The organism is Streptomyces sp. NPDC000151, assembly GCF_040301705.1.
Taxonomy (GTDB): domain Bacteria; phylum Actinomycetota; class Actinomycetes; order Streptomycetales; family Streptomycetaceae; genus Streptomyces.
In genome coordinates this window covers 163,863-186,810 of record NZ_JBEPFC010000001.1, presented here as the reverse complement: position 1 = coordinate 186,810, position 22,948 = coordinate 163,863, and the positions used below count along the sequence as shown (strand labels likewise).

Annotated in this window: 16 protein-coding genes and 3 pseudogenes; 13 read left to right on the top strand and 6 right to left on the bottom strand. The window is 70.1% G+C overall.

Translation table 11 applies throughout. The annotated features are described in order from the left end of the window. Window positions 1–11 precede the first annotated feature (11 nt). Both ABT381_RS00885 and ABT381_RS00880 read left to right on the top strand, forming a co-directional pair. Window positions 12–173: pseudogene (locus ABT381_RS00885) on the top strand (MarR family transcriptional regulator); the annotation flags it as partial. 343 nt (window positions 174–516) lie between these two features. Next, window positions 517–936 (top strand): PPOX class F420-dependent oxidoreductase, encoded by a 420-nt coding sequence (locus ABT381_RS00880; RefSeq protein ID WP_351586128.1) that lies wholly within the window; start codon window positions 517–519, stop codon window positions 934–936. A 371-nt stretch (window positions 937–1,307) separates the two neighbouring features. Here ABT381_RS00880 and ABT381_RS00875 read toward each other — a convergent pair whose 3' ends face one another. The 3 genes from ABT381_RS00875 to ABT381_RS00865 all read right to left on the bottom strand — a co-directional run bounded on the left by ABT381_RS00875 (window position 1,308) and on the right by ABT381_RS00865 (window position 5,866). Beyond that, window positions 1,308–1,877 (bottom strand): gamma carbonic anhydrase family protein, encoded by a 570-nt coding sequence (locus tag ABT381_RS00875; protein ID WP_351586126.1) that lies wholly within the window; start codon window positions 1,875–1,877, stop codon window positions 1,308–1,310. A gap of 332 nt (window positions 1,878–2,209) precedes the next feature. After that, window positions 2,210–2,860, bottom strand: a complete 651-nt coding sequence (locus tag ABT381_RS00870; protein ID WP_351586198.1) for a DedA family protein — start codon at window positions 2,858–2,860, stop codon at window positions 2,210–2,212. Window positions 2,861–3,304: 444 nt separating this feature from the next. Next, complete coding sequence (locus ABT381_RS00865; RefSeq protein WP_351586124.1) at window positions 3,305–5,866, bottom strand: beta-L-arabinofuranosidase domain-containing protein; 2,562 nt, start codon at window positions 5,864–5,866, stop codon at window positions 3,305–3,307. A gap of 508 nt (window positions 5,867–6,374) precedes the next feature. On the opposite strand from ABT381_RS00865, the gene ABT381_RS00860 reads away from it, so the two are divergent. Together ABT381_RS00860 and ABT381_RS00855 are read left to right on the top strand one after the other, a co-directional pair. Further along, complete coding sequence (locus ABT381_RS00860; RefSeq protein ID WP_351586122.1) at window positions 6,375–7,577, top strand: M6 family metalloprotease domain-containing protein; 1,203 nt, start codon at window positions 6,375–6,377, stop codon at window positions 7,575–7,577. Between the two features lie 36 nt (window positions 7,578–7,613). After that, window positions 7,614–9,764, top strand: a complete 2,151-nt coding sequence (locus ABT381_RS00855; protein WP_351586120.1) for a glycoside hydrolase family 127 protein — start codon at window positions 7,614–7,616, stop codon at window positions 9,762–9,764. Window positions 9,765–9,825: 61 nt separating this feature from the next. Here ABT381_RS00855 and ABT381_RS00850 read toward each other — a convergent pair whose 3' ends face one another. Together ABT381_RS00850 and ABT381_RS00845 are read right to left on the bottom strand one after the other, a co-directional pair. Next, window positions 9,826–10,512 (bottom strand): GntR family transcriptional regulator, encoded by a 687-nt coding sequence (locus tag ABT381_RS00850; protein WP_351586118.1) that lies wholly within the window; start codon window positions 10,510–10,512, stop codon window positions 9,826–9,828. Between the two features lie 68 nt (window positions 10,513–10,580). Beyond that, a pseudogene (locus ABT381_RS00845) lies at window positions 10,581–10,729 on the bottom strand (FAD-dependent oxidoreductase); the annotation flags it as partial. Window positions 10,730–11,033: 304 nt separating this feature from the next. Between ABT381_RS00845 and ABT381_RS00840 the strand changes: the two are divergent. From ABT381_RS00840 to ABT381_RS00800, 9 genes and pseudogenes are all read left to right on the top strand, one after another. Next, window positions 11,034–12,818, top strand: coding sequence for a glycoside hydrolase family 127 protein (locus ABT381_RS00840; protein WP_351586116.1), 1,785 nt, complete (start codon window positions 11,034–11,036; stop codon window positions 12,816–12,818). Window positions 12,819–12,957: 139 nt separating this feature from the next. Next, on the top strand, window positions 12,958–14,634 hold the full coding sequence (locus tag ABT381_RS00835) for an ABC transporter substrate-binding protein (protein WP_351586114.1): 1,677 nt from the start codon (window positions 12,958–12,960) through the stop codon (window positions 14,632–14,634). Between the two features lie 7 nt (window positions 14,635–14,641). Next, a complete protein-coding gene (locus ABT381_RS00830) occupies window positions 14,642–15,583 on the top strand; it encodes an ABC transporter permease (RefSeq protein ID WP_351586112.1) in 942 nt (313 codons plus the stop codon). Then, complete coding sequence (locus tag ABT381_RS00825; protein WP_351586110.1) at window positions 15,583–16,572, top strand: ABC transporter permease; 990 nt, start codon at window positions 15,583–15,585, stop codon at window positions 16,570–16,572. The genes ABT381_RS00830 and ABT381_RS00825 overlap by 1 nt, the downstream gene beginning before the upstream one ends. Beyond that, on the top strand, window positions 16,569–17,426 hold the full coding sequence (locus tag ABT381_RS00820; RefSeq protein WP_351586108.1) for an ABC transporter ATP-binding protein: 858 nt from the start codon (window positions 16,569–16,571) through the stop codon (window positions 17,424–17,426). Before ABT381_RS00825 ends, ABT381_RS00820 begins: the two co-directional genes overlap by 4 nt. Next, window positions 17,423–18,244 carry an ATP-binding cassette domain-containing protein gene (locus ABT381_RS00815; RefSeq protein WP_351586106.1) on the top strand — a complete coding sequence of 274 codons (822 nt, stop codon included), beginning with the start codon at window positions 17,423–17,425 and terminating at the stop codon, window positions 18,242–18,244. The genes ABT381_RS00820 and ABT381_RS00815 overlap by 4 nt, the downstream gene beginning before the upstream one ends. Continuing rightward, window positions 18,241–19,545: an alpha/beta fold hydrolase gene (locus tag ABT381_RS00810; protein ID WP_351586104.1), complete on the top strand. Its 1,305-nt coding sequence runs from the start codon at window positions 18,241–18,243 to the stop codon at window positions 19,543–19,545. Before ABT381_RS00815 ends, ABT381_RS00810 begins: the two co-directional genes overlap by 4 nt. Further along, window positions 19,538–20,857, top strand: coding sequence for an aminopeptidase P family protein (locus tag ABT381_RS00805; protein ID WP_351586102.1), 1,320 nt, complete (start codon window positions 19,538–19,540; stop codon window positions 20,855–20,857). The genes ABT381_RS00810 and ABT381_RS00805 overlap by 8 nt, the downstream gene beginning before the upstream one ends. Before the next feature lie 72 nt (window positions 20,858–20,929). Then, window positions 20,930–21,376 (top strand): annotated as a pseudogene (locus tag ABT381_RS00800) (dihydrodipicolinate synthase family protein); the annotation flags it as partial. Window positions 21,377–21,380: 4 nt separating this feature from the next. Here ABT381_RS00800 and ABT381_RS00795 read toward each other — a convergent pair. Next, window positions 21,381–22,856 (bottom strand): sugar porter family MFS transporter, encoded by a 1,476-nt coding sequence (locus tag ABT381_RS00795; RefSeq protein WP_351586100.1) that lies wholly within the window; start codon window positions 22,854–22,856, stop codon window positions 21,381–21,383. Between the last annotated feature and the right edge of the window lie 92 nt (window positions 22,857–22,948).

Genomic DNA, 22,948 nt, shown 5'->3' with positions numbered 1-22,948 from the left:
ATTGGTCCGGGGATGTCGCCGGTCCGGCCGTCGAGGAGGCCATATCCGCCAACCGGCACCCCTTGGCGGACCCCATCGCCATGGAAACCAAGGTCTCCGACTTCCACCAGTGGGCCCGCGGCGCCGCGGTCCTGGCCATCCAGGTACTGGTCCTGGGCGCGAAGGAGGGGTGAGCGGTCGGGGAGGGCAGCAGCCGCACATTGTCGGTGGCAGTGGGCGGTGGAAGGCGGCTTGTGGCCTGTGGATTGTGGTCTGTGACCGACGGAGCGTCAGGTGTGGTGCGTCGGCGGTAGGTGGTCGGTGCTTGGCGATAGGTGGCAGATGGCGGGTGGCAGGTGATCGTGTGACAGGCAGAGAAGTGATAGGTCGCTAGGCCATAGGGCAGACGCTGAGGGGGTGGGTGCGGGATGCGACGAGCGGGATGTGGCACGGTGCAGGTGCGTCTCGTGTCTGGAACCGCCCGTGCGGTGCCTGGGCCGTGGGACGTGAACGCAAGCACAACGAGGAGGAGAGTCCATGTCGAATCCGCCGCTTCCCGAGACCGCTGTCGCCATGCTGCGGAAGCCGAATCCGGCTGTCATCACCACGCTCCGGTCCGACGGCCAGCCGGTGTCCACGGCCACCTGGTACCTCTGGGACGACGGACGGGTGCTGGTCAACATGGACGAAGGCCGTAAGCGGCTGAGCCATGTGCGTAAGGACCCGCGGGTGACGCTCACCGTGCTCGACGAGGAGAGCTGGTACACGCACATCAGCATCATCGGGCGCGTCGTCGAGCTGCGTGACGACGAGGGCCTGGCCGACATCGACCGGCTGGCCCAGCACTACATGGGAAAGGAGTACCCACAGCGGGACCGCAAGCGGGTCAGCGCCTGGATCGAGATCGACCGCTGGCACGGCTGGGGCACGCTGAAGGACAGCAGCCAGCCGGGCTGATTCCCCGGCGAGGGACGGCTCCGCCTGCCGGGCCCCGCTCGGCCCGGTCTGCAGTGCCGGCCCGTCCGCGGTACCGGCCCCGGTCCGCGGTACCAGCCCGCGCCTCGTTCGGGCACCGGCGGCCGGCGCCGGGGGTGCCCGGGTGCCGGGGCCGTACGCGGCGAACCGGATTGCGGGCGCCAGTCGCAGCCGTACAGCTGGTGCCGGCGGCGGATCGGGTCCGGGCCGGGCCCCAGCTGGAGCCGCGGCTCGGCGCCCGTCACCGCCCCCTGTTGCTGCCCCGGTGCCCGCTACGCGCAGCTCGGCTTCGGCTCAGCCGCGGCTCGGCGTCGGTAGTCGGTCACCGGCGGCTACGGCTACAGCTACGGCGGCTATGCCTCGTCGGGCTGGGTCGGCTTGGTTGAGTCGTTGGCGGGCTGGACCGTCTGGCGGTGGCGGATGGCCAGGTCGACGTAGACGGCGGCGTTCAGCTTGATGGACTCGCGTTCTTCGTCGGTCAGCTCGCGCTTGACCTTGGCCGGCACTCCGGCAACCAGCGAACCGGGCGGCACCTGCATCCCCTGCGGGACCAGGGCCTGCGCGGCGACGAGGGAGCCGGCGCCGATGTGGGCGCCGTTCAGGACCGTGGCGCCCATGCCGACCAGTACGTCGTCCTCGATGGTGCAGCCGTGCAGTACCGCGTTGTGCCCGACCGACACGCGCTCGCCGACCGTGACCGGGAAGCCGGGGTCGACGTGCACGGTGCAGTTGTCCTGGATGTTGCTCTCGGCACCGATCGCGATGGGGCCGCCGTCGGCCCGCAGGACGCTCTGGTACCAGACGCTCGAACCGGCAGCCATGGTGACCTCGCCGAGTACGACGGAGGTGGGAGCGGTGAACGCCTCGGGGGCGATCCTCGGCTCCGGCCCGCCGACCCCGGAAATCAATGCCTGTTCCGCCATCGCTGTCTCCTCGTCGCGTGTCGTCACGTGTCTCGTCGCGTGTCGTCAAGTACGTGTACCGGGCGGCGGCACACGGTGTCAGTGCCGTATCAGTGGCGGTGTGGGTGCCACGTCGGTGTCACCGACACTGACACCGACGCCTACGCCTACGCGGACACCGGCACGGCAGTCGCTGATCGTGTTGCGCCGAGAGCACCGTAGGCGACGCACGTCGGGGCCTCGCCTCACTGGGGCGAAGATCACAAGAGGAGATCACGAGGGACGGACACCGGCGTCGCGTGAGACACGTGCCGAAGGTGACCACGCACGCCACGGAGTGATCCGGGCAGCGGTCAGTCCGTGGCCGCCGTGGCGGCCGGCTGACGGTCCTGCTGGTCAGCGGTGGCCTTGGCCGCCCGACGCTTCATGACGACCAGCGAGCCGAGGCCGAAGAGGAGCGCGGCGACCAGGCCCAGCCAGGAGAAGCGCTTCAGCCAGGGCTCCGCGACGATGCCGACGCTGTAGATCAGCGCGGTGGTGCCGCCTGCCCAGACGATGCCGCCGAGGACGTTCGCGATGAGGAACTTCCAGTACGGCATCCTCAGCACGCCCGACAGCGGTCCGGCGAAGATCCGCAGCAGGGCGATGAACCGTCCGAAGAAGACCGCCCACATGCCCCACTTGTCGAACTTCGCTTCGGCCATCGCGACGTGCTCTGGCCCGAAGTGGCGCGGGAATTTCCGCCCGGCCCAGTCCAGCAGTGGCTGGCCGCCCTTGCGGCCGATGACGTACCCAATGGAGTCGCCGACGATCGCGCCGACCGACGCACACAGCCCCAGCACGACCGGGTTGATGTGGTCCTGCGTCGCGGCCAGCAGGGACGCGCTGACGAGAACGATCTCGCCCGGCAGCGGAATGCCCAGGCTCTCCAGCCCGATGACCACCCCCACCAGGAGGTAGACGCTCACCGCCGGTACGGACTCGAGCCACTCCTGGACGTGCAACGCGGCTTCCTCCACCTCATATCGGGCCCTCGTACGGGCCGCCCCCTGACGCGCGATGCCGCACGTCAGGGAAGGGTACTCGATCTCCTGGTCACGACCGCGGGTGCCGCGCGTGGCGCACGGCAGCCGGCAGTCGCTGTTCAGCGGCATCGGCCACTGGTCGTCAGAGGGGGAGACGCAACATGGAGCACATCAGTTGCCCGCGGGCGCCGGCGGATTCTCCGCCGAGCCTGCTGTGCGGCAAGAGGGACGCCTCAGCGGGACGAGTGGACGAATGGACGAGACGAAGGAGACGGACGCTCGGACTCCTCCTATACCTCTATACCTCGCTGCCCTCACTACGGCGGCCCATGCCCTCACCGACCGCGGTATCCCTTGAGGCCGCCCGCCGCGGCGGGGCCGGCCAGATGCGGTGGATCCGGCCGACCCGGGGCGGGTGAAGCGTCAGCCTTGTGCCAGGGCTGCGATCTCGGCCGCTGTCAGCGTCTTCCCGTATACGCGGAAGTCGTCGACCGCCGCCTTGAGGTACGGGTCGGGGTACTGCGACTTGCCGATGTAGGCAGCGGGGATGTGGTTGCCGAACCAGTCCGGCTGGGCGGTGACCTTCTCGTTGCGCCCCGCCTCGCGGCCGTTCACGTACAACACCGCCGTCCCCTTCCCGTATGCCACGGCGACGTGCACCCACTCACCCGTCGGCAGCGGGTCGGCGTCGATGCGCTGCTCGGTTCCGCCTCCTCCGACGGTGATGGCGTACCGCAGGGTTCCCGCGTCGCTGCACGGGGTCAGGAACATGTTGGCCGTCGCGCCGGTGCCGAAGTCGAAGATCCTGCTCCAGGTCGCCGGCTGTCCGTCGAGCTTGACCCAGGTCGCGACGGAGTACGCGGACGCTCCCACGAGGATGTCCTCCGCGAGCCGCACATGCCCGCCCCCGCCGTCCAGGGCCACGGCGCCACCTGTCTTCCCGGTGGCCCATGATGCGCCGCCCACCAGCTGCGCGGCCTTGTCGTTGCCGGTCGCGTCGACCGCCGTCGTCCCAGAGGTCTCGTCGAAGCGGTACCAGGCGGCGAACGCGGGCGGGGGCGACGGCGGTTCGCCGGTCAGCCAGTAGACGTTGTAGCGCTGATGGTGCACGCGCGCGATCGGCAGGAGGGTGACGGCCTCGTCGTCGGCGCGGGCGGTGAACCGCATCGGGACGGCCGTCTGCTTCTCCACGGTCTCCGGGTCGAGCCGTGGCATGCGCATCGCGCCGCGGTCACCGTACGCCCCGGCGAGTACCACCGGCCCGTACAGCACCGCCTGCACATCCGGGTCGTCCGGCGTCGGCTCGGTCGTCAGCCGCATCGGAAGCGTCACCTCCACCCGGTCCCCGGCCCGCCACCGGCGGTCCAGCACCAGCCAGCTGCCGGGCTTCGGGCGGTCCTGGAGCATCCGGCCGTCCAGTTTGACCCGCGCGCCGGAGGCCCAGGACGGGATGCGGATGCGCAGCTCGTGTTCCGCCTCCCCGGAGGCGACGGTGAGGAGGGTCGAGGACCGGTCCGGGAAGTCGGTGGTCTGCCGCCAGGTGATGCCCTTCTCCCGCCACGTCACCTCGGACGGGATGAAGAGGTTGACGAGCAGGCTGTCGGCGCGGTGCGTGTAGACGGTGTCCGCGAACTTCGCCTGCGTCTCCATGCCGGTGCCGTGGTCGCAGGAGAAGTTGTCGTAGTCCGTGGAGTAGGCGTTCGGGTCGCTGCCCATGAAGGACGGCTGCTGCTTGAAGGATCCCGGCGCCAGGCCGGTGTAGTAGATATTGAAGCCGTGTTCGGAGTCCGGGTCCTGCTCCCCGAGCATCTGGTTGAACAAGGCGCGCTCGTAGTAGTCGAGCAGGTCGGTGCGTTCGGGCGCATGGAAGTGCATCAGCCGCGTGAGCTTGAGCATGTTGTAGGTGTTGCAGTTCTCGCAACAGCCATTGGACAGCTGGGAGGCGATGGCGTCCGGTGCGTGGAACGCCTCACCGTTGCTGTTGCCGCCGATGACGTATGTGTGGTGGTCGGTGACGATCTGCCAGAAGTTCTCGGCGATGGTGCGGTACCGGTCGCTCAGCCCCTCCTCCCAGAGCCGGATTGCGCCGACCATCTTCGGTATCTGGGTGTTGGCGTGGAGTCCGGCGAGCCGGTCCTCGTTCCTCGCGAGGGGATCGACGACGTGGGCGTGGGTGAACCGCTCGGCGACCTCCAGCCACTTGGTGTCGCCGGTGATCGCGTGCAGGTCGGCGAGGACGTCGTTCATACCGCCGAACTCCGTCTGCAGAACGCGCTGCATCCGGTCGTAGCTCAGCTTTGCCGTCCGCGCGTCCACCCAGGCGGCCTGGCGCAGCACGACGTCGAGGGCCTGCTCGCTGCCCGCCAGCCGGTACTGGTCGACGAACCCGGCCATGATCTTGTGGATGGTGTAGTACGGCGCCCAGACTTCGGTGCCGGCCTCCAGCCGGTCGAAGAAGCTCTCCGGGAACGCCGACACATAGCCCTTGCCGTATCCGGCCCGGGGCGACGCGGCCTGGCACTCGGCGAGCGCGGCGACCAGCCTGCGGCCCTTGTCGCGCAGCGCCTCGTCCCCGGTATGGGCGTAGGTGAGGGCGAGCCCGGAGAGCAGATGCCCGGTGCTGTGGCCGCGCAGCTCGACTTTCGGGGCCTCCCAGCCGCCGCACGGCTGTGAGCCGCTCGGCAGACCGACGTTGAGGCGGAAGGTGTGCAGCAGCCGATCGATGTCGACGAAACGCAGGTAGGCGGTGTTGCGCGCCTGGTTGTCCTGGAAGGCGCCCGGGAGCAGGGTCACGGCGTCGAGTGGGAACGGCCGGACCGCGCCGTCCCGCACCGCCGCCCGCTGCGTCCCGACGCCGTCGCGCGGAGTGCTCGCGTGCGCCGTACCGCTGCCGGCCGTGGTGAGCACCGCGGCCGCGGCGCCTCCGGCCGCCGTCGCGATGAAGTGCCGTCTGTCCAGGGGGGTGTGCGGGGCTTGTTCTGTCATCGTCTTCTCCCTCAGCACGCGTCTTTGACCGAGGTCTGCGAGGCGTCTCTCGGCGGGATCTTCGGTGCGGCTCGCGTCGCTCCCCTCAGGAGTCCGGTCGCGCGGGCCCATGGCCCCACGTGTTCGTGATATCGAACGCTATCCATAACTTCGAACGCGAAGATAGGGTGAACGGGCAGGGGCGTCAACGCTCCGCGTAGATCTCTCTCGCAGCGCGACCGCCGCCTTCCTCGGCCCCGTCACTGCCCAGACCTGCCGCAAGAAGCTCACCAGGGCGACGACAGAGGCTCATTCTGACGTCCCGTCAGGTCGCCTCGCGGACGGGCGGGTCATGGGCGGCACGCCGCTGCGGATCGCGTCGTGGGGGTTTACAGACGCCTCACGGTCTGTGCTATATCACATGTCACCTGTCACCCATTGAGCTGTGTGAGTCCGGCAGCAGGTCACGGACTCGGATCATCAGGCATGTCCCGACCCCGCGTCGCGCCCCTCAGAGCAGGAGACAGCCTTGCGTAGAAGACGAAGCGCCTCGATAGCGATCGCCGCCCTCCTCTTCACCGGCGTCGGGGCAGCACCGCCTGCCAGTGAACGCGCGCACGCTGCACCCGCTTCGAACACTGCGCGGTGCAAGCTGCCCGCTGCGACCGACGACCTGGGCTCCGGCTTCCCTGTCGACAACCAGGCCCTGCCCGCCGTCGGGAAGCTCAAGTCGGCGATGCTCTTCGTCGATTTCGAGGATCACCCCGCCACCCGCGGTTCGCTGCTCAAGGCCGAGTCGAACCTGCGCTCCGGCGTCGAGTACCTCGAGAACGTCTCGGGCGGCAAGCTGGATGTCGAGGTCACGAGCTCCGACCGCTGGGTACGCATGCCCGAGCCATCGACCTCATACCCCTTCGAACGGGGCCTGAGCTACGAGGACCACGTCCGGTACATCGAGGACGCGATCGAGGCCGCCGACGCGGACTTCGACTTCTCCGACACCGACGTGGTCTGGGTGGTCGCCACCGAGCAGGCGAAGAACATCACCTACTCCCCCACCACCAACCACCTCGACGTCACGGTCGATGAGCACCACATCACGCATGCGATCACCTTCGGCTACGACCAGTGGCGGTGGGGCGGCCTGGTACTCGCCCACGAGAGCGGGCATTCACTCGGGCTGCCCGACCTGTACCTGTTCGAGGCGCCGACGGATGACCCGGGCAACTGGCATGCTGCCGTGGGCGGCTGGGACCTGATGGGCCTGATCTCCGGTCAAGCGCCCGAGTACTTCGCCTGGCACCGCTGGCAGCTCGGCTGGCTGGGTGACCGGCAAGTGGCCTGCGCACCGCTCGACTCGAGCACGACCACGACCACGACCACGACCATCGTCCCGGTCGAGAAGTCGACGACGGGCAAGCCCTCTGGTCACGCGATGGTGGTACTGCCCGTCTCGGAGACGAAAGCCGTCGTGGTCGAGAACCGTCAGGCCATCCGGTACGACCGGGAGATCCTGACCTCGGGCGCCCTCGTCTACACCGTCGACACCAGCGTGCGGACCGGCCACGGACCGATTCGGGTCGTGGACGCGACGCCCGAGTCGGCCCACCGCCTCGACGACGCCCCGTTCCAGCCGGGCACATCGTGGACCGAGCCGTCCACCGGTGCGGTCCTCTCATTCGAGGAGGCCCGCGCCGGCAGCCTCCGGGTCACGGTCGAGCCGGCGGCCTGAGAAACCCCTTACCGACTGAACGAAAGAGGCACCACCATGACCGGATCACCGTCACGCCGTACAGTGCTGAGTCTCGCAGCGGCCAGTGCTGCCGCGCTGCCACAGCTCACCTGGACCGCCACCGCCTCGGCCACCGCCTCCGCCGGAGCCTCCGCCGGGACCGCCGCGAACCCGCTCCCCGTCCCGGCGACCTGGCGGGTCACCCCCTTCCGGCTCGACCAAGTCTCCCTCCGCGACGGCGTCTTCCAGGCCAAGCGCGACCTGATGCTGAGATACGCCCGCGCCTACCCCGCCGACCGGATCCTCGCGGTGTTCCGCGCCAACGCCGGGCTCGACACGTACGGCGCCCACCCGCCCGGCGGCTGGGAGACCGCCGACGGCAACCTCCGCGGACACTACGCCGGCCACTTCCTCACCTTCGTCGCCCAGGCGTACGCCGGCACCCGCGAGCCGGCGCTGAAGGAAAAGCTCGACCACCTTGTCTCCGCCCTCGGCGAGTGCCAGGCGGCCCTCGCCGCCTCCGACGACCCGCCGAGCCACCCCGGCTACCTGGCGGCGTACCCGGAGACCCAGTTCATCCTGCTGGAGAGCTACACCAAGTACCCCACCATCTGGGCGCCCTACTACACCTGCCACAAGATCATGCGGGGGCTGCTCGACGCCCACGTGCTCGGCGGCAGCCAGGAGGCGCTGCGGATCGTCTCCGGCATGGGCGACTGGGTGCACAGCCGGCTGAGCCGGCTGCCGCGCGAGCAGCTGGAGAAGATGTGGGCGATCTACATCGCGGGCGAGTACGGCGGGATGAACGAGGTCCTCACCGACCTGGCCACCGTGACCGGCAAGCCCGAGCACCTGGCCGCCGCCCGGCTCTTCGACAACACCGCGCTGCTCGCCGCCTGCGCCGAGAACCGCGACATTCTCGACGGCAAGCACGCCAACCAGCACATCCCCCAATTCTCGGGCTACGTCAGGCTGTACGACGAGACCGGCGACGCCGAATACCTCAAGGCGGCGCGAAACTTCTGGGGCATGGTCGTCGGACCCCGCACGTACGCGCTGGGCGGTACCGGGCAGAGCGAGATGTTCCGCGCCCGCGACGCGATCGCCGCCACCCTCGATGCCAAGAACGCCGAGACGTGCGCCGCGTACAACATGCTGAAGCTCAGCCGATACCTCTTCTTCCACGAGCCCGACCCCGCGTACATGGACTACTACGAGCGGGCGCTGACCAACCAGATCCTCGCCTCCCGCCGGGACCAGCCGTCCACCCACAGCCCGGAAGTCACCTACTTCATCGGGATGGGCCCCGGCGTCACCCGCGACTTCGACAACACCGGCACCTGCTGCGGCGGCACCGGGATGGAGAACCACACCAAGTACCAGGAGACGGTCTTCCTCCGCTCCGCCGACGGGGAGACGCTGTACGTCAACCTGTACATCGCCGCCACCCTGGACTGGGCCGAGAAGGGCTTCGTCCTCACGCAGCAGAGCGACTTCCCGTACGAAGGCGACCGCGTGCTGACCGTGCGCAAGGGCAGCGGCCCACTGGAACTGAAGCTGCGCGTGCCGCACTGGGCCACCCGCGGCTTCTCCGTCGCTGTCAACGGCGTGCGCCAGGACCTCGACGCCCGCCCCGGGACGTATGCGAGCCTGCGCCGGAACTGGAAGCCCGGGGACGTAGTGCGCGTCCGCATGCCGTACGCGCTGCGCACCGAGGCCGCACCCGACGACCCGACGGTGCAGTCACTCTTCCACGGGCCGGTGCTGCTGGTGACACAGGACCGGGCGACCGAGCTGCTGGAGTACTCCTTCTACCGGCACCTCACCCTCGACGGCGACCTGTCGGCGGTCGTGCGGCAGGGACGGGAAGCGGGGCACTTCACCACACACGACCGCACCCTCGCCCCTTTCCACATCGGCGACGAGACCGCGTATCACGCCTGCTTCCGCCGCTCTGAGCCGGTCATCGCCTTCCGCAAGGCCGACTCCGAGGTGCCGAACCGGGCGGACGGCGAAGGGACGACGTACCTGGACCGGCTCTGGGCGCAGGCACCGTTCCGGGACCGGGCGGCGTTCCTGCGCACCGTGCGGGCGGTCGCGGACGAGTGGCAGGCGGCGGGCCGGCTCACCCCCGCCGAACGGGGCGCGGTGCTGGCAGCGGCCGCACGCGCCGACATGGAGCCGTAGCCCGGCGGCGCACGGCGGGCGGGGCACGGCGACCATCGGTCCGTGCCCCGAGCTACCGTCGCTACTCGGCCCAGAGCCCGCGGATGTGGCCGATGTGACGGGTCATCACTTCAAGCACGGCCGACTCGTCGCGGGAGAGCAGCGCGTCGAGGATCTCCACGTGTTCCTCGGCGGAGGCCTGCAACTTCTCCTCCTCCACGAGAGCCGTGAGGCCGTACAGCCGGGATCGCCTGCGCAGATCGCTGACGACCTCGACGAGGTGCGCGTTGCCCGCGAGGGCGAGCAGGCCGAGATGGAACCGCAGGTCCGCCTCGACATACGCGATGAGGTCGCCGGCGGCCGCGGCGGTCACGATCTCGTCGGCGATGGGCCGCAGCGCCTCCAGCGCGTCGGGATCCGCCGTGGAGGCGAGCCCGACGGTGGTCGGGATCTCGATCAGGGCGCGGATGTGCGTGTACTCGTCCAGCTGCTGGTCGGAGACGGCGGTGACCCGGAAGCCCTTGTTGGGCACCGTGTCGACCAGGCCTTCCTTGGTCAGGTCGAGCATGGCCTCGCGCACGGGCGTCGCGGAGACGCCGAAGCGCGCGGCGAGTCCGGGTGCGGAGTAGACCTCGCCCGGGCGCAGTTCACCGGCGATCAGCGCGGCGCGCAGCGCGTCCAGAACACGCTCGCGGTAGCTGCTCCGCGTCCCCCCGAGGGTGGGCAGAGCAGGGCCTGCGGTCTTGGCGCTGGTGCGCTGGGCGGTCATCGGGTTTCCTTCCATGCCATGTGATGTGCCACCAGTATCCAGGCGCGAGCGCCGAGCCTCCGATGCCTGCCCTCGCCCGCGCCGGTCGTGCCGCCGGCCACCGGGCCGCAGTCCACCAGGGCGACGCGCAGGCCGGCCCGGGCCGCGTGCAGGGCACAAGCGGCGCCCGTCATTCCGGCCCCAACGACCCAACATCGCAGGTCAGTTGCTTAGTCACGCCGGTACTATGTCACATTCCTCCTACTCGGCCAAGAGGTTCACAGCTCCACACGGCGCCCGGCCCTCCGGCGCCCCAGCCACTTCTTCCGCCTCCCACCGCCCACGTAAATTCCACGGAACAACCATTGCCGTCCTTCGAACCGCACCCCTAAGGTCAGCCCAGCACCGCAGTGCTATTGCACAGTGCAATGCCACATATCACTGGAGGGCAGCCCATGACACCGGAGCAGGCCAGAGCACGTTCAGGGGGCCGAGCGGGAGCCGTACGGACCGAGGCGGGGGCCGTTGCCCCGCTCTCCTCCGTGCACCTGACGGGCGGACTGCTCCGGCACTGGCAGGACCGCAATGTGCGGTCGACGATTCCGCACACCATCGAGCAGCTGCGCGCGGCCGGAAATCTCGACAACCTGAGCCGCCTCCTGGCCGAGGAGCCTCCGCCCTATCGCGGGCGTTACCCGTTCCTCGACACCGACCTGTACAAGACCCTGGAGGGTCTGGCGTACGAGATCGGCGCGGGCCGGACGGACGCCGGCGTCCGGGAGTTCTTCGACGAGGTCGTCGGCCTCCTCGAACAGGTCCAGGCCGAGGACGGCTACCTCAACTCGTTCCTCCAGGACGCCGCGGCGACCAAGAAGCCCTGGGAGGACCTGGCCTGGGGGCACGAGCTCTACAACCTCGGCCATCTGATCCAGGCCGCCGTCGCGGCCCGTCGCCGTATGGGCGACGACCGACTCCTCGCCGTGGCCGTGCGCTTCGCCGACCTCGTCGTGCGCCGCTTCGGCGAGGGCGGCGAAGCGGGCATCTGCGGGCACCCCGAGGTGGAGATGGCCCTGGTCGAGCTGTACCGGGAGACCGGCAACCGCGACTACCTCACCCAAGCCCGCCTGTTCGTGGACCGCCGCGGGCACGGGAACCTCCGGCACAGCATCTTTCCGCCCGAGTACTTCCAGGACCACCTGCCCTTCCGCGACCTCCCCACGGTCACCGGGCACGCGGTCCGCATGGCGTATCTGGCCGCCGGCGCGACCGACCTTTTTTTGGAGACCGGTGACCGAACCATGTTCGAGACTCTGGACAGGCTCTGGGACGACATGGTCGCCACCAAGCTCTACCTCACGGGCGGGCTCGGCAGCCGGCACTCCGACGAGGCCATCGGCGACCGGTACGAGCTGCCGTCCGAGCGCTCGTACAGCGAGACGTGCGCGGCCATCGCCCTGATGCAGTGGGCCTGGCGGATGTTCCTCGCCACCGGCGGCGCGAAGTACCTCGACGTCTTCGAGCGCGTGCTCTTCAACGCCTACGCCGTGGGCCTGTCCGCCGACGGGACGGCGTTCTTCTACGACAATCCGCTCCAGCGCCGCCCCGACCACGAGCAGCGCAGCGGCGCCGAGACCGGCGGTGCGGCGCTGCGCCGGTCGTGGTTCGGCTGCCCCTGCTGCCCGCCCAACATCGTGCGGTGGATGGCGCAGCTGGGCGACTACGTGGCCGCCGAGCGCCCGGACACTCTGCTCGTCGCCCAGTACGCCGAGGCGTGCATCGAGACGGACGCCCTCGCGGTGAGCGTCACCACGGACTACCCGTGGGACGGCGACGTGCGCCTCACCGTCGAGCGCGCCCCCGGCCGCCCCTACGCGATCAGCCTGCGGATCCCCGGCTGGGCCAGCGGCGTCACGCTCGACGGCGAACCCGTCACCGCCGAGGACGGCTGGCTGACCGTCGAACGGGAGTGGGCCCAGGGCGACACGCTCCGGCTGCGTCTGCCGATGCCGGTACGCGGCCACGCCTCGCATCCGCACCTGGACGCGACCCGTGGCGCGGTGGCCGTCGCCCGCGGTCCGCTCGTCCACTGCGTCGAGCAGCAGGACGCTCCCGCCCCGGTGGACGACCTCGTTCTCCCGGCCGACCGGCTGGCCGTCGCCGAACTCGCGCCCGCGCCGGAGGGACTGCCGGGAAAGGTCGCCGTCCGGGTCACGGCGGACGTCGCGCCCACCGCGCCGCCGGAACTGTATCCGGAGATCACCGGCCAACTCCTCGCCTCCGAACCGCCATTGACGGTTCCCGTGACTCTCGTCCCCTACTTCCTGTGAGGCAACCGCAGGGCCGAGGCCATGCGCGTATGGGTCAGGACCCGTTGACCGCATCCGTCGAGATGACCACATCCGTCGAGATAAGCACAGCCGTCGAGACAAGCACAGTCATCGAGATCGTCGACCGAAGGAATGCTCCATGAGGAGATCCACCGCGCTCACCGGCGTGACCGTACTCAGCACGCTGATGCTGGCCGCCTGCGGCGGCGGGCCGAACGCCTCGTCCGCCGGTGCCGGACCCGGGGGCGGGAAGCCGGCCACCGGTGGCACCGTGCGCTTCCTGGCCAACTCGGACTTCTCCCACCTCGATCCCGGGCTCGGGTTCGACGGCGGGGTCAACAACTTCTACCGGCTCATCTACCGCGGCCTGACCACCTTCGGGGCCGGACCCGGTGCCAAGGGCACCAAGGTCGTCCCGGACCTGGCGACCGACCTGGGCACCCCGTCCGACGACGGCAAGACCTGGACGTACCACCTCAAGGACGGGCTGAAGTTCGAGGACGGCTCCCCCATCGACAGCGCGTCCGTGAAGTTCGGCATCGAGCGGGCCTGGGACCCGGAGATGGGCGGCTCCCCGTATCCGAAGCAGCTCATCAAGGCGCCCGCCGATTACAAGGGGCCGTACCGGTCCGGAGGCCTCGACGCGATCGAGACGCCGGACTCCAGGACGGTCGTCTTCCACCTCAAGAAGTCCTTCGCGGACTTCCCGAGCGCGCTGACCATGCCGAACTTCACCCCGTTCCCCAAGGGGACCGGCGCGGGGCACGCCTTCGACACCAAGCCGATCGCCTCCGGCCCGTACAAGGTGGCGAGCCACACCCAGGGCTCGTCGCTCAAGTTGGTCCGCAACCCGCAGTGGAAGGCGTCGACGGACAAGGTCCGCGCGGCGAAGCCGGACGCCTTCGAGTGGACCTTCGGTCTCGACGCCGCCACCATCGACGAGCGCATGCTCGCCGGTCAGGGCGCGGACGCCGACGCCATCGCCGCGAGCATCCAGCCGGCGGCCCTCTCCCGCGTGCAGACGCCGCAGTTGAAGGCGCGCACCCTGTCAGGGCCCAACGGCTGCACCACGTACCTGGGCATGAACACCACGCGCAAGCACCTGTCCGACCTGAGGGTGCGTCAGGCCATCGCGTACGCCGTCGACAAGGGCTCGGTCGTCGCCGCGATGGGCGGCAAGCAGCTCGCCGCCAAGGGGACCGCGATCCAGCCGCCGCAGATGCTCGGCCGCACCGACTACGACCGCTACCCGCACAGCAGGACCAAGGCCAAGAAGCTGCTCGCCGAGGCGGGTCTTTCCGGCGGGTTCTCCCTCACCCTGGACACCCGCCCGGTGGCCCAACAGCAGGCGATCTCGGTCGCCATCCAGGAGGCGCTCAAGCCGCTGAACATCAAGGTGAAGATCAACAACATCGACACCTCGACGTTCTACGAGGTCATCGGCAGCACATCGAAGCAGCACGATCTGGCCCTGACCGGCTGGTGTCCCGACTGGCCTTCGGGCGCGACCTTCCTGCCCCCGCTGTTCGACGGCCGCAACATCACCCCGACCGCGAACACGAACATCTCGCAGATCGACAACGCCGCGATCAACAAGCGCATGGACGAGATCGCGGCCATGAAGGACGTGAGTGCCGCCAACAAGGCGTACGGCGAGCTCGACAAGCAGATCATGGCGCAGGCCCCGATCGTGCCGCTCGCCTACGAGAAGTACCTCTTCGTGCCGGGCGCCAACGTCGCGGGCGCCTATCGGTCGGACGCGTACACCGGCGGCATCGACCTCGTCTCGGTCGGCCTCAAGGACCCGGAGAAGTAGGCCGCTCATGACGATCGCCACCGCCACCGCGCGGGACGCGAAGGCCGATCCCGCGCCCGTCACCGCGGGCCGCCGGATCATGGGCGCGCTGTTGCACGACCGGGCCGCCCTGCTCAGCGCCGGATTCATCGCGCTGATGCTGCTGATGGCCCTCTGCGCCCCGCTGCTCTCCGCCCTCACCGGCCACGGGCCGACCACGTTCGACACGTCCGCCGTCGACGTCGACACGGGCGGGACGCCCAAGGGGTCGTTCGGCGGGATCAGCGCCGACCATCTGCTCGGCGTCGAACCGCTCAACGGCCGCGACGTGCTGGCCCGGATCGCGTACGGCGCGCGCGTGTCGTTCCTGATCGCCGCGTCGGCCACCGTGCTCACCACCCTGCTCGGGGTGGTGCTCGGGATGCTCGCCGGCTTCTACGGCGGCTGGGTCGACCAGGTCGTCTCGCGGGTCATGGACTTCCTGATGGCGTTCCCCGCGCTCATCTTCATGATCGCCATCCTGTCGTCGCTGCCCGCAGGCAACAGGTCGTACCTGCTCGTCGTCGTGATCAGCGTCTTCGGCTGGCCGTATCTGGCACGGGTGGTGCGCGGCCAGACGCTGACGCTGGTGAACCGGGACTTCGTGGAGGCGGCCCGCGCCTCGGGCGCCTCCACCCGCGCGCTGGTGTTCAAGGAGATCCTGCCGAACCTGCGCAGTTCGCTCATCGTGATGACGACGCTCGCCGTGCCCGGATACATCGGCACCGAGGCCGGCCTGTCCTTCCTCGGCGTGGGCGTCAGCCCGCCGACCCCGTCGTGGGGCCAGATGATCTCGAGTTCGGTCAGCTGGTACGCGGTGGATCCGCTGTACTTCGCGATACCCGGTCTCTTCCTCTTCCTGACCGTGCTCTCCCTGACCGTGCTCGGCGACCGCATCCGGGCCGCTACCGACGCCGGGGAGGCCTCCTGATGGCCCGCTATCTCGCAGGCCGGATCGCCGGGCTCGTGCTGATCCTGTTCATGGTCTGCCTGTTCACGTTCCTCATCTTCTTCAAGCTGTCGCCCGAGCCGGCGCTGATGATCTGCGGCAAGACCTGCACGCCCGAACGCGTCGACCAGATCCGCTCGGTCCTCGGGATCGACCAGCCCTTCCTCACCCAGTTCGGGGACTTCCTGGGCGGCCTGTTCACCGGCCGGGACTACGGGTCGGGCGCGAACCTCGTGCACTGCCCCGCGCCCTGTCTCGGCTACTCGTTCCAGACCAATCAGGCCGTGTGGGACATGGTCGTGAGCCGGCTGCCGGTCAGCGCCACCGTCGCCATCGGCGCCGCGGTGCTGTGGCTGCTCGCGGGTGTCACCGCGGGTCTGCTCGGCGCGGTCAAGGAGGGCACCTGGTGGGACAGGTCCGTGATGAACCTGTCGCTGGGCGGCGCCAGCATCCCCAACTACGTGCTCGCGCTGGCCCTGCAGTACGTCCTGGTCGTCCAGCTGCAATGGCTGCCGTTCCCGTCCGCCGTGGCGTTCGGCGACGATCCCGTGCGGTGGTTCGAGTCGTATCTGATGCCGTGGATCGTGCTCGCCACCGGCTACGCCTGCCTGTACTCGCGGCTGACGCGGGCCAACGTCATCGACACCCTGGCCGAGAACTTCATGCGCACCGCCCGCTCCAAGGGGCTGCCTCCCCTGCTCACGATGCGGCGGCACGCCCTGCGGCCCGCGCTCACCCCCATCACCACGATCTTCGGCATGGACTTCGCCGCGCTGCTGGGCGGCGCGCTGATCACCGAGACCGTCTTCGGCCTCAACGGCGTCGGCAAGATGGCCGCCGACTCGATCGCCAAGAACGACCAGCCGGTGATCATGGCGGTCACCCTCCTCGCGGCCTTCTTCGTGGTGGTCGGCAACGTGGTGGTCGACCTCGTCTACACCGGACTCGACCCGAGAGTGAGGATCCGATGAGCGAGCTCCTTGTGGTGGAGGACCTCACCGTGACCCTGCCGACCACGCGCGGCCCGGTGGACGTCGTCAAGGACGTGTCGTTCGCGGTCGGCCGGGACGAGACCGTCGGCATCGTCGGCGAGTCCGGCTCGGGCAAGTCGATGACCAGCCTCGCCGTGATGGGTCTGCTGCCGCCGGGCGCCATCACCCGGGGCAGCATCCGCCTCGACGGCGAGGAACTGCTCGGCCGCACGGACCGCGAGATGCGCCGAGTGCGGGGCGAGCGGGTCTCCATGGTCTTCCAGGACCCGCTGTCCTCGCTGAACCCGTACTACACGGTCGGCCTGCAGATCGAGGAGATGTACCGGGCCCACCGGGGCGGCAAGCGGAAGGCGGCCCGGGCGGTCGTCGTCGAGGCCCTCGACCACGTCGGCATCCCCGACCCGGAGCGGCGGGCGGGCTACTACCCCCACCAGTTCTCCGGCGGACAGCGCCAGCGCGTCATGATCGCGATGGCTCTGGTGTGTTCGCCCGCGCTGCTCATCGCGGACGAACCGACGACGGCCCTGGACGTGACCGTGCAGGCCCAGATCCTGCGCCTGCTCGCCGACCTGCAGCGGCAGACGCACACCGGGATGGTCTTCATCACCCACGACCTCGCCGTGATCAGTTCGATCGCGACGCGGGTCCTCGTGATGCGCGAGGGCGAGCAGCTCGAGTACGACACGGCGGAGCAGGTCTTCTCCGCGCCCCGGCACGCGTACACGCACCAGCTGCTCGACAGCATTCCACGGATCACCGACGAGCTCCCGGCCGAGCCGCCCGCCACGCTCCCGGCCGACACGTCCGACGCGTCCGACGAGGTGGTCCTGTGAGTGATGTGCTGCTCAGCGCCCGCGACCTCACCAAGCGGTTCACGACCGCGGGCCCGTTCGGCCGCAAGAGCGAGTTCACCGCGGTGGACGGCGTCAGCTTCGACGTGCGCTCCGGCGAGACGCTCGCCGTGGTCGGTGAGTCCGGCAGCGGCAAGTCCACCACCGCGCGGATCGTCGCCAAGCTCATGCAACCCAGCTCGGGCACCGTGGAGTTCGACGGGGAGGACGTCACCCGGGCCACGGGGGCGCGGCTCGCCCGGTACCGCTCCGACGTGCAGGTCGTCTTCCAGGACCCGTTCTCCTCGCTCAATCCCCGGCACACCGTCGAGCGGATCCTGATGGCGCCGCTCGACTACCAGCGGATCCCGCCGCCCGGCGGCCGGCGCGCGTACACCAAGGAGCTGATGGAGCGGGTCGGTCTCGAGCCGGACCACTCGCAGCGCTATCCGGCGCAGTTCTCCGGCGGTCAGGCCCAGCGCATCGGCATCGCGCGGGCCCTCGCCGTCCAGCCGAAGCTGGTGATCTGCGACGAGGCGGTCTCCGCCCTCGACGTGTCCGTCCAGGCGCAGGTCATCGAACTCCTGCTGCGGCTGCGGCGCGAGAGCGGCTTCAGCTGTCTCTTCATCGCCCACGACCTGGCCGTGGTCCGGAACATCGCCCAGCGGGTGGCCGTGATGAGCCAGGGGAAGATCGTCGAACAGGGGCCGTGCGCCCAGGTCTTCGGCGATCCACGCGATCCGTACACGCGGACGCTGCTGGCCGCGATCCCCCGCATCGATCCGGAGTGGGACCGCAGGAGGAGGGCTGCCACCGCATGACCGACACCGTCACTTACACGATCCCCGGCATGCGGGTGCGCGAGCACGTCCTCGACGTCCCGCTCGACTGGACCGACCCGGCCCGCGGCACGATCCGGCTCTTCGCCCGGGACATCACCGACCCGTCCCGGTCGCACGACGACCTGCCGTGCCTCGTCTACCTCCAGGGCGGTCCGGGCGGAAAGGGACCGCGCCCGCTCGACACCGGCGGCTGGCTCGGCGAGGCGCTCAAGACGCACCGGGTGGTCCTCGTCGACCAGCGCGGCACCGGTCGCAGCACCCGGATCGACGGCCGCCGGATCAGCGCGTTCGCGAGCGCGCGAGAGGGCGCGGACTTCCTCGCGTGCTTCCGGGCCGACTCGATCGTGGCGGACCACGAGCACCTGCGGCGCACCGTCTACGGCGGCCGGCGCTGGTCCACGCTCGGGCAGTCGTACGGCGGCTTCCTGACGCTGACGTATCTGTCGCAGGCACCGGAGGCGCTCAGCGCCTGCTACGTTACGGGCGGTCTGCCGTCCCTCGATCCGTCGGCCGCCGAGGTGTACCGGCGCACGTATCCGCGGGTGCGGGCGAAGAACGAGGCGTTCTACCGGCGCTACCCGCGGCACGTCGCCCACGTCGGCCGGATCGCCGACCGGCTGTCCGCGGGGGACGTACGGCTGCCCGACGGCGATGTCCTGACGGTCCGTCGGCTGCAGTCGCTCGGCATCGACCTCGGGATGCAGCCGGGCCATGAGCGCCTGCACTGGCTGCTCGACGAGGCGTTCACCGAGGCCGGGGACGGTGACGAGCTCTCGGCGACCTTCCTGCATCAGGTGCTCGCCCGCACGTCGTACAGCGACAACCCGCTGTTCGCGGTGCTGCAGGAAAGCCTCTACGGGCACGGCGCGGGCGCCACCGCGTGGGCGGCGCAGAGCGAGCGGGCCCGGCATCCGCACTTCGCCGAGGACGCCAGGCCGCTGCTGTTCACCGGGGAGATGATCTATCCCTGGATGTTCGAGGAGATCGCGGAGCTGCGGCCCTTCCGCGGGGCGGTCGAGCTCCTGGCCGCCCGCGACAAGTGGCCGCCGCTCTACGACCTGGACCGGCTGGCCGCCAACGACGTTCCGGTCGTCGCCGCCGTCTACCACGACGACATGTACGTGGACGCGTATCTGCAGCTCGACACGGCCGCCCGGGTCGGCAACGTCCACACCTGGATCACCAACGAGTACGAACACGACGGCATCCGCGACGCGCGCGTCTTCGCCCGCCTCACCGAGCTGATGCGCGACGCAGGAGGAGGAGTCACCGATGCGTGACGGCAGGCCCCCGAAACTCACCGAGATCCCCGCGTTCACCACCTACATGGGCACCGGCTGGGACACCCCCGACCGGACACCGCACGTCGTCCCCGGAGCGGCCGAGGCGGCCGCGGCACACCGGGCCCGGCTCGCCGAGGCGCTCCCCGGCTCGACCGTCGTGCTGGCGGCCGGTGAGGCACCCGTGCGCAGCAACGACACGGCGTACGACTTCCGCCCGGACAGTGACTTCTTCTGGGTGACGGGCTGCGCGATCGAGAACGCGGTCGTGGTGGTGCGCTCCGGCGACGCCACGCTGTACATGCCGCCGCCCGCCCACCCCGGCGAGCAGGACTTCTGGCGGGACGCCCGGTACGGCGAGCTGTGGGTCGGGGCCGCGCCCGGCCTCGACGACTGGGCCCGGGCCCTGGGCATCGAGGTGCGGCCGCTGTCCGAACTCACTGACGAGGTGACGGTCGACGAGGAGGTCGGCCGGACCCTGGCGCAGCTGCGCATGTACAAGGACGCATGGGAGGTCGGTCAGTTGCGGCGGGCCGTGGACCGCACCGTCGAGGGCTTCGCCGCGGTCGTCCGGGAGATCCCCACCGCGATCGAGGGCCCGGGCGAACGCTGGCTGCAGGGCACCTTCGACCGCTACGCCCGCGCGTACGGCAACGGTCCCGGCTACGCGTCGATCGTCGGCAGCGGCACACACGCCCCGACCCTGCACTGGGTGCGCTGCGACGGACCGGTCCTGCCGGACGAACTCCTCCTGCTGGACATGGGAGTCGAGGTCGACAGCCACTACACGGCCGACGTCACCCGCACGTTCCCCGCCTCGGGGCGCTTCTCGGCCGCCCAGCGGCAGGTGCACGACCTGGTGGAGAAGGCGCACCGGGCCGGGCTCGCCGCGGTGGGGCCCGGCCGCCGGTTCACCGACTTCCACCACGCATGCATGGAGGTGATCGCGCACGGCCTTGCCGACTGGGGGCTGCTGCCGGTCTCCGTCGACGAGGCGCTGTCCGACGCCGGGCAGCACCACCGCCGCTATCTGGTGTGCGGCATCGGCCACCATCTGGGGCTCGACGTGCACGACTGCGCGCGGGCCGGCGACGACGCGTACCAAGGCGCCGCGATGGCCCCGGGGATGGTGCTCACGGTCGAGCCCGGCCTGTACTTCCACGCGCACGACCTGACCGTCCCACCGGACCTGCGCGGCATCGGCGTACGCATCGAGGACGACATCCTGGTCACCCCCGAGGGCTCCGAAGTCCTGTCCGACGCGCTGCCGTTGGACGCGTCAGGCCTCGAAAAATGGATGACACACCAATGACGCCCCACTGAGCCAAGTGACCGTGTACCGCCCGGCCCACCGCCACCGCCTCACGTTCCGCAAGGAGACTTGGCCCGTGTCGTGCAGACCGCGGTGCAGGCGGCGCCCGACGGCTTCGGCGTCATGCCGGGGGTGGCCGCGTACGGCTCCCTCGAGGCCTGCCGCTGGGCGGAGCAGGCCGCCGAGGCCGGCGCCCACTCCCTCCTGCTGCTGCCGCCCAACGCCTTCCGCGCCGAGCGGGCCGCCGTCGTCGCGCACTACCGCGAGGTCGCCAAGGTGGGGCTGCCGGTCGTCGCGTACAACAACCCGATCGACACCAAGGTCGACCTGACGCCCGAGCTGCTCGCCGAGCTGTACCAGGAGGGCACGATCGTCGGGGTCAAGGAGTTCACCGGGGACGTCCGACGGGCGTACCGGATCAGCGAGTTGGCGCCCGGCCTCGCCCTCCTGGTTGGCGCCGACGACGTACTGCTCGAACTGGGCCTGGCGGGCGCGACCGGCTGGATCGCCGGGTATCCGAAGGTCAGCCGGTCGGGGCAGGGGCTCGGCGGCTGCGGAAGTGTGTCTCGATCTGTTCCAGCGTGCGGTTGCGGGTTTCGGGGATGGTCCTGGCGGCTGTTGCCACGGCGACGACGTTGACGGCGGCGAAGATCAGGAAGGTTGTGGTGCCGCCGACGCCGGCCAGGAGGATGGGGAAGGTGAAGGTGACCAGGGCGTTGACGAGCCAGAGCAGCAGGACGGCCGTGCCCATGCCGAACCCGCGGAGGGCCAGGGGGAAGATCTCGGAGAGCATCACCCAGGTCACCGGGGAGACGGCCGCCTGCTGGAAAACCAGGAAGGCGAGCATGCAGGCCAGGATGAGGTAACTGCGCCAGGTGGCGGCTTCGGTGCCGGGTTCGGTGTGGAGGGAGAAGGCCAGGCCGATGGCGATGAGCGAGGCGACGATGCCGAGCTGACCGGTGAGCAGGAGCGGTCGGCGTCCGACCTTGCCGATGAGGTAGAGGCTGGCGGTGGAGGCGGTGACGGCCACGACTCCGACGGCGATGGTGGCGGTGAGAGCGGCCTGGGAGCCGAGCCCGGTCTGCCGGAGGGTGGTCGGGGCGAAGTACATGATGGTGTTGATGCCGGTGACCTGCTGGATGACGGCCAGACCGAGCCCGATCAGGAACACCCGGCGTACCCACGGCACGGCCAGCTCGGCCCGGCCGCCGCCGGCGCGGGCGGCCTGCTTCTCCTGGTCGATGGCCCCTTTCATCTGGGCGAGTTCGGCATCGACGGTGTCGGCATCGCGAATGCGGAGCAGGGTGCGGCGGGCGTCGGCGAAGCGTTCCTTGGAGACGTACCAGCGGGGGGTCTCCGGCATGAACAGCATGCCGAGGTAGAGCAGGGTGGAGGGCACGGTGGCGAGTGCCAGCATCCAGCGCCAGGTCTGCTCGCCACCGTAGGCGGCGGCCAGCGCGGCGTTGGAGCTGTAGGCGATGAGCTGTCCGGTGACGATCATGAGTTGGTCGACGGCGACCAAGCGGCCCCGGGAGTGGGCGGGGGCGATCTCGGCGAGGTAGACCGGGACGGTGGTGGAGGCCGCGCCCACGGCCATGCCGAGGACGACCCGGGCTGCCACCATGACCTCGATGCCCGGCGCAAGGGCGGTGCCCAATGCGCCGACGATGAAGACGAAGGCCAGGGTGAGGATGTTGTGGCGGCGTCCGTAGCGGTCGGAGAGGCGGCCGCCGAAGGCGGCGCCGGCCGCGGCGCCGACCAGCAGTGATGCGGTGACGACACCCTCCGTCACGGGGGTCAGGCCCAGGCCCCCTTCGCGGCCCGGTTCGGCCATGAAGGGCAGTGCGCCGGCGATGACGCCCGTGTCGTATCCGAAGGTCAGCCCGCCCAGCGTCGCGACGGCGGCAATGGCCGACATCGACCGCCTCCCCTTGATGGGTGGCTGTGGCGATGCGGCCGGGGCGGTGTCGGCGAGGCCGGTGTTCGAGGCGCTCGGCATGGGTGCTCCTCTCAGCGAACGCCCGTCCCGGCGATCGCTTGATGACGGCTCTCCCGCGGGCAGCGCAGAAGATGGCGCGTGCGGAGGAGGGT

What these genes read in the sequence shown, in the direction of transcription:
- ABT381_RS00880 (WP_351586128.1), top strand. Translation starts at nt 517, where the DNA reads ATGTCGAATCCGCCGCTTCCCGAGACCGCTGTCGCCATGCTGCGGAAG.
- ABT381_RS00875 (WP_351586126.1), bottom strand. Translation starts at nt 1,877, where the DNA reads ATGGCGGAACAGGCATTGATTTCCGGGGTCGGCGGGCCGGAGCCGAGG.
- ABT381_RS00865 (WP_351586124.1), bottom strand. Translation starts at nt 5,866, where the DNA reads ATGACAGAACAAGCCCCGCACACCCCCCTGGACAGACGGCACTTCATC.
- ABT381_RS00855 (WP_351586120.1), top strand. Translation starts at nt 7,614, where the DNA reads ATGACCGGATCACCGTCACGCCGTACAGTGCTGAGTCTCGCAGCGGCC.
- ABT381_RS00850 (WP_351586118.1), bottom strand. Translation starts at nt 10,512, where the DNA reads ATGACCGCCCAGCGCACCAGCGCCAAGACCGCAGGCCCTGCTCTGCCC.
- ABT381_RS00835 (WP_351586114.1), top strand. Translation starts at nt 12,958, where the DNA reads ATGAGGAGATCCACCGCGCTCACCGGCGTGACCGTACTCAGCACGCTG.
- ABT381_RS00830 (WP_351586112.1), top strand. Translation starts at nt 14,642, where the DNA reads ATGACGATCGCCACCGCCACCGCGCGGGACGCGAAGGCCGATCCCGCG.
- ABT381_RS00825 (WP_351586110.1), top strand. Translation starts at nt 15,583, where the DNA reads ATGGCCCGCTATCTCGCAGGCCGGATCGCCGGGCTCGTGCTGATCCTG.
- ABT381_RS00820 (WP_351586108.1), top strand. Translation starts at nt 16,569, where the DNA reads ATGAGCGAGCTCCTTGTGGTGGAGGACCTCACCGTGACCCTGCCGACC.
- ABT381_RS00810 (WP_351586104.1), top strand. Translation starts at nt 18,241, where the DNA reads ATGACCGACACCGTCACTTACACGATCCCCGGCATGCGGGTGCGCGAG.
- ABT381_RS00805 (WP_351586102.1), top strand. Translation starts at nt 19,538, where the DNA reads ATGCGTGACGGCAGGCCCCCGAAACTCACCGAGATCCCCGCGTTCACC.
- ABT381_RS00795 (WP_351586100.1), bottom strand. Translation starts at nt 22,856, where the DNA reads ATGCCGAGCGCCTCGAACACCGGCCTCGCCGACACCGCCCCGGCCGCA.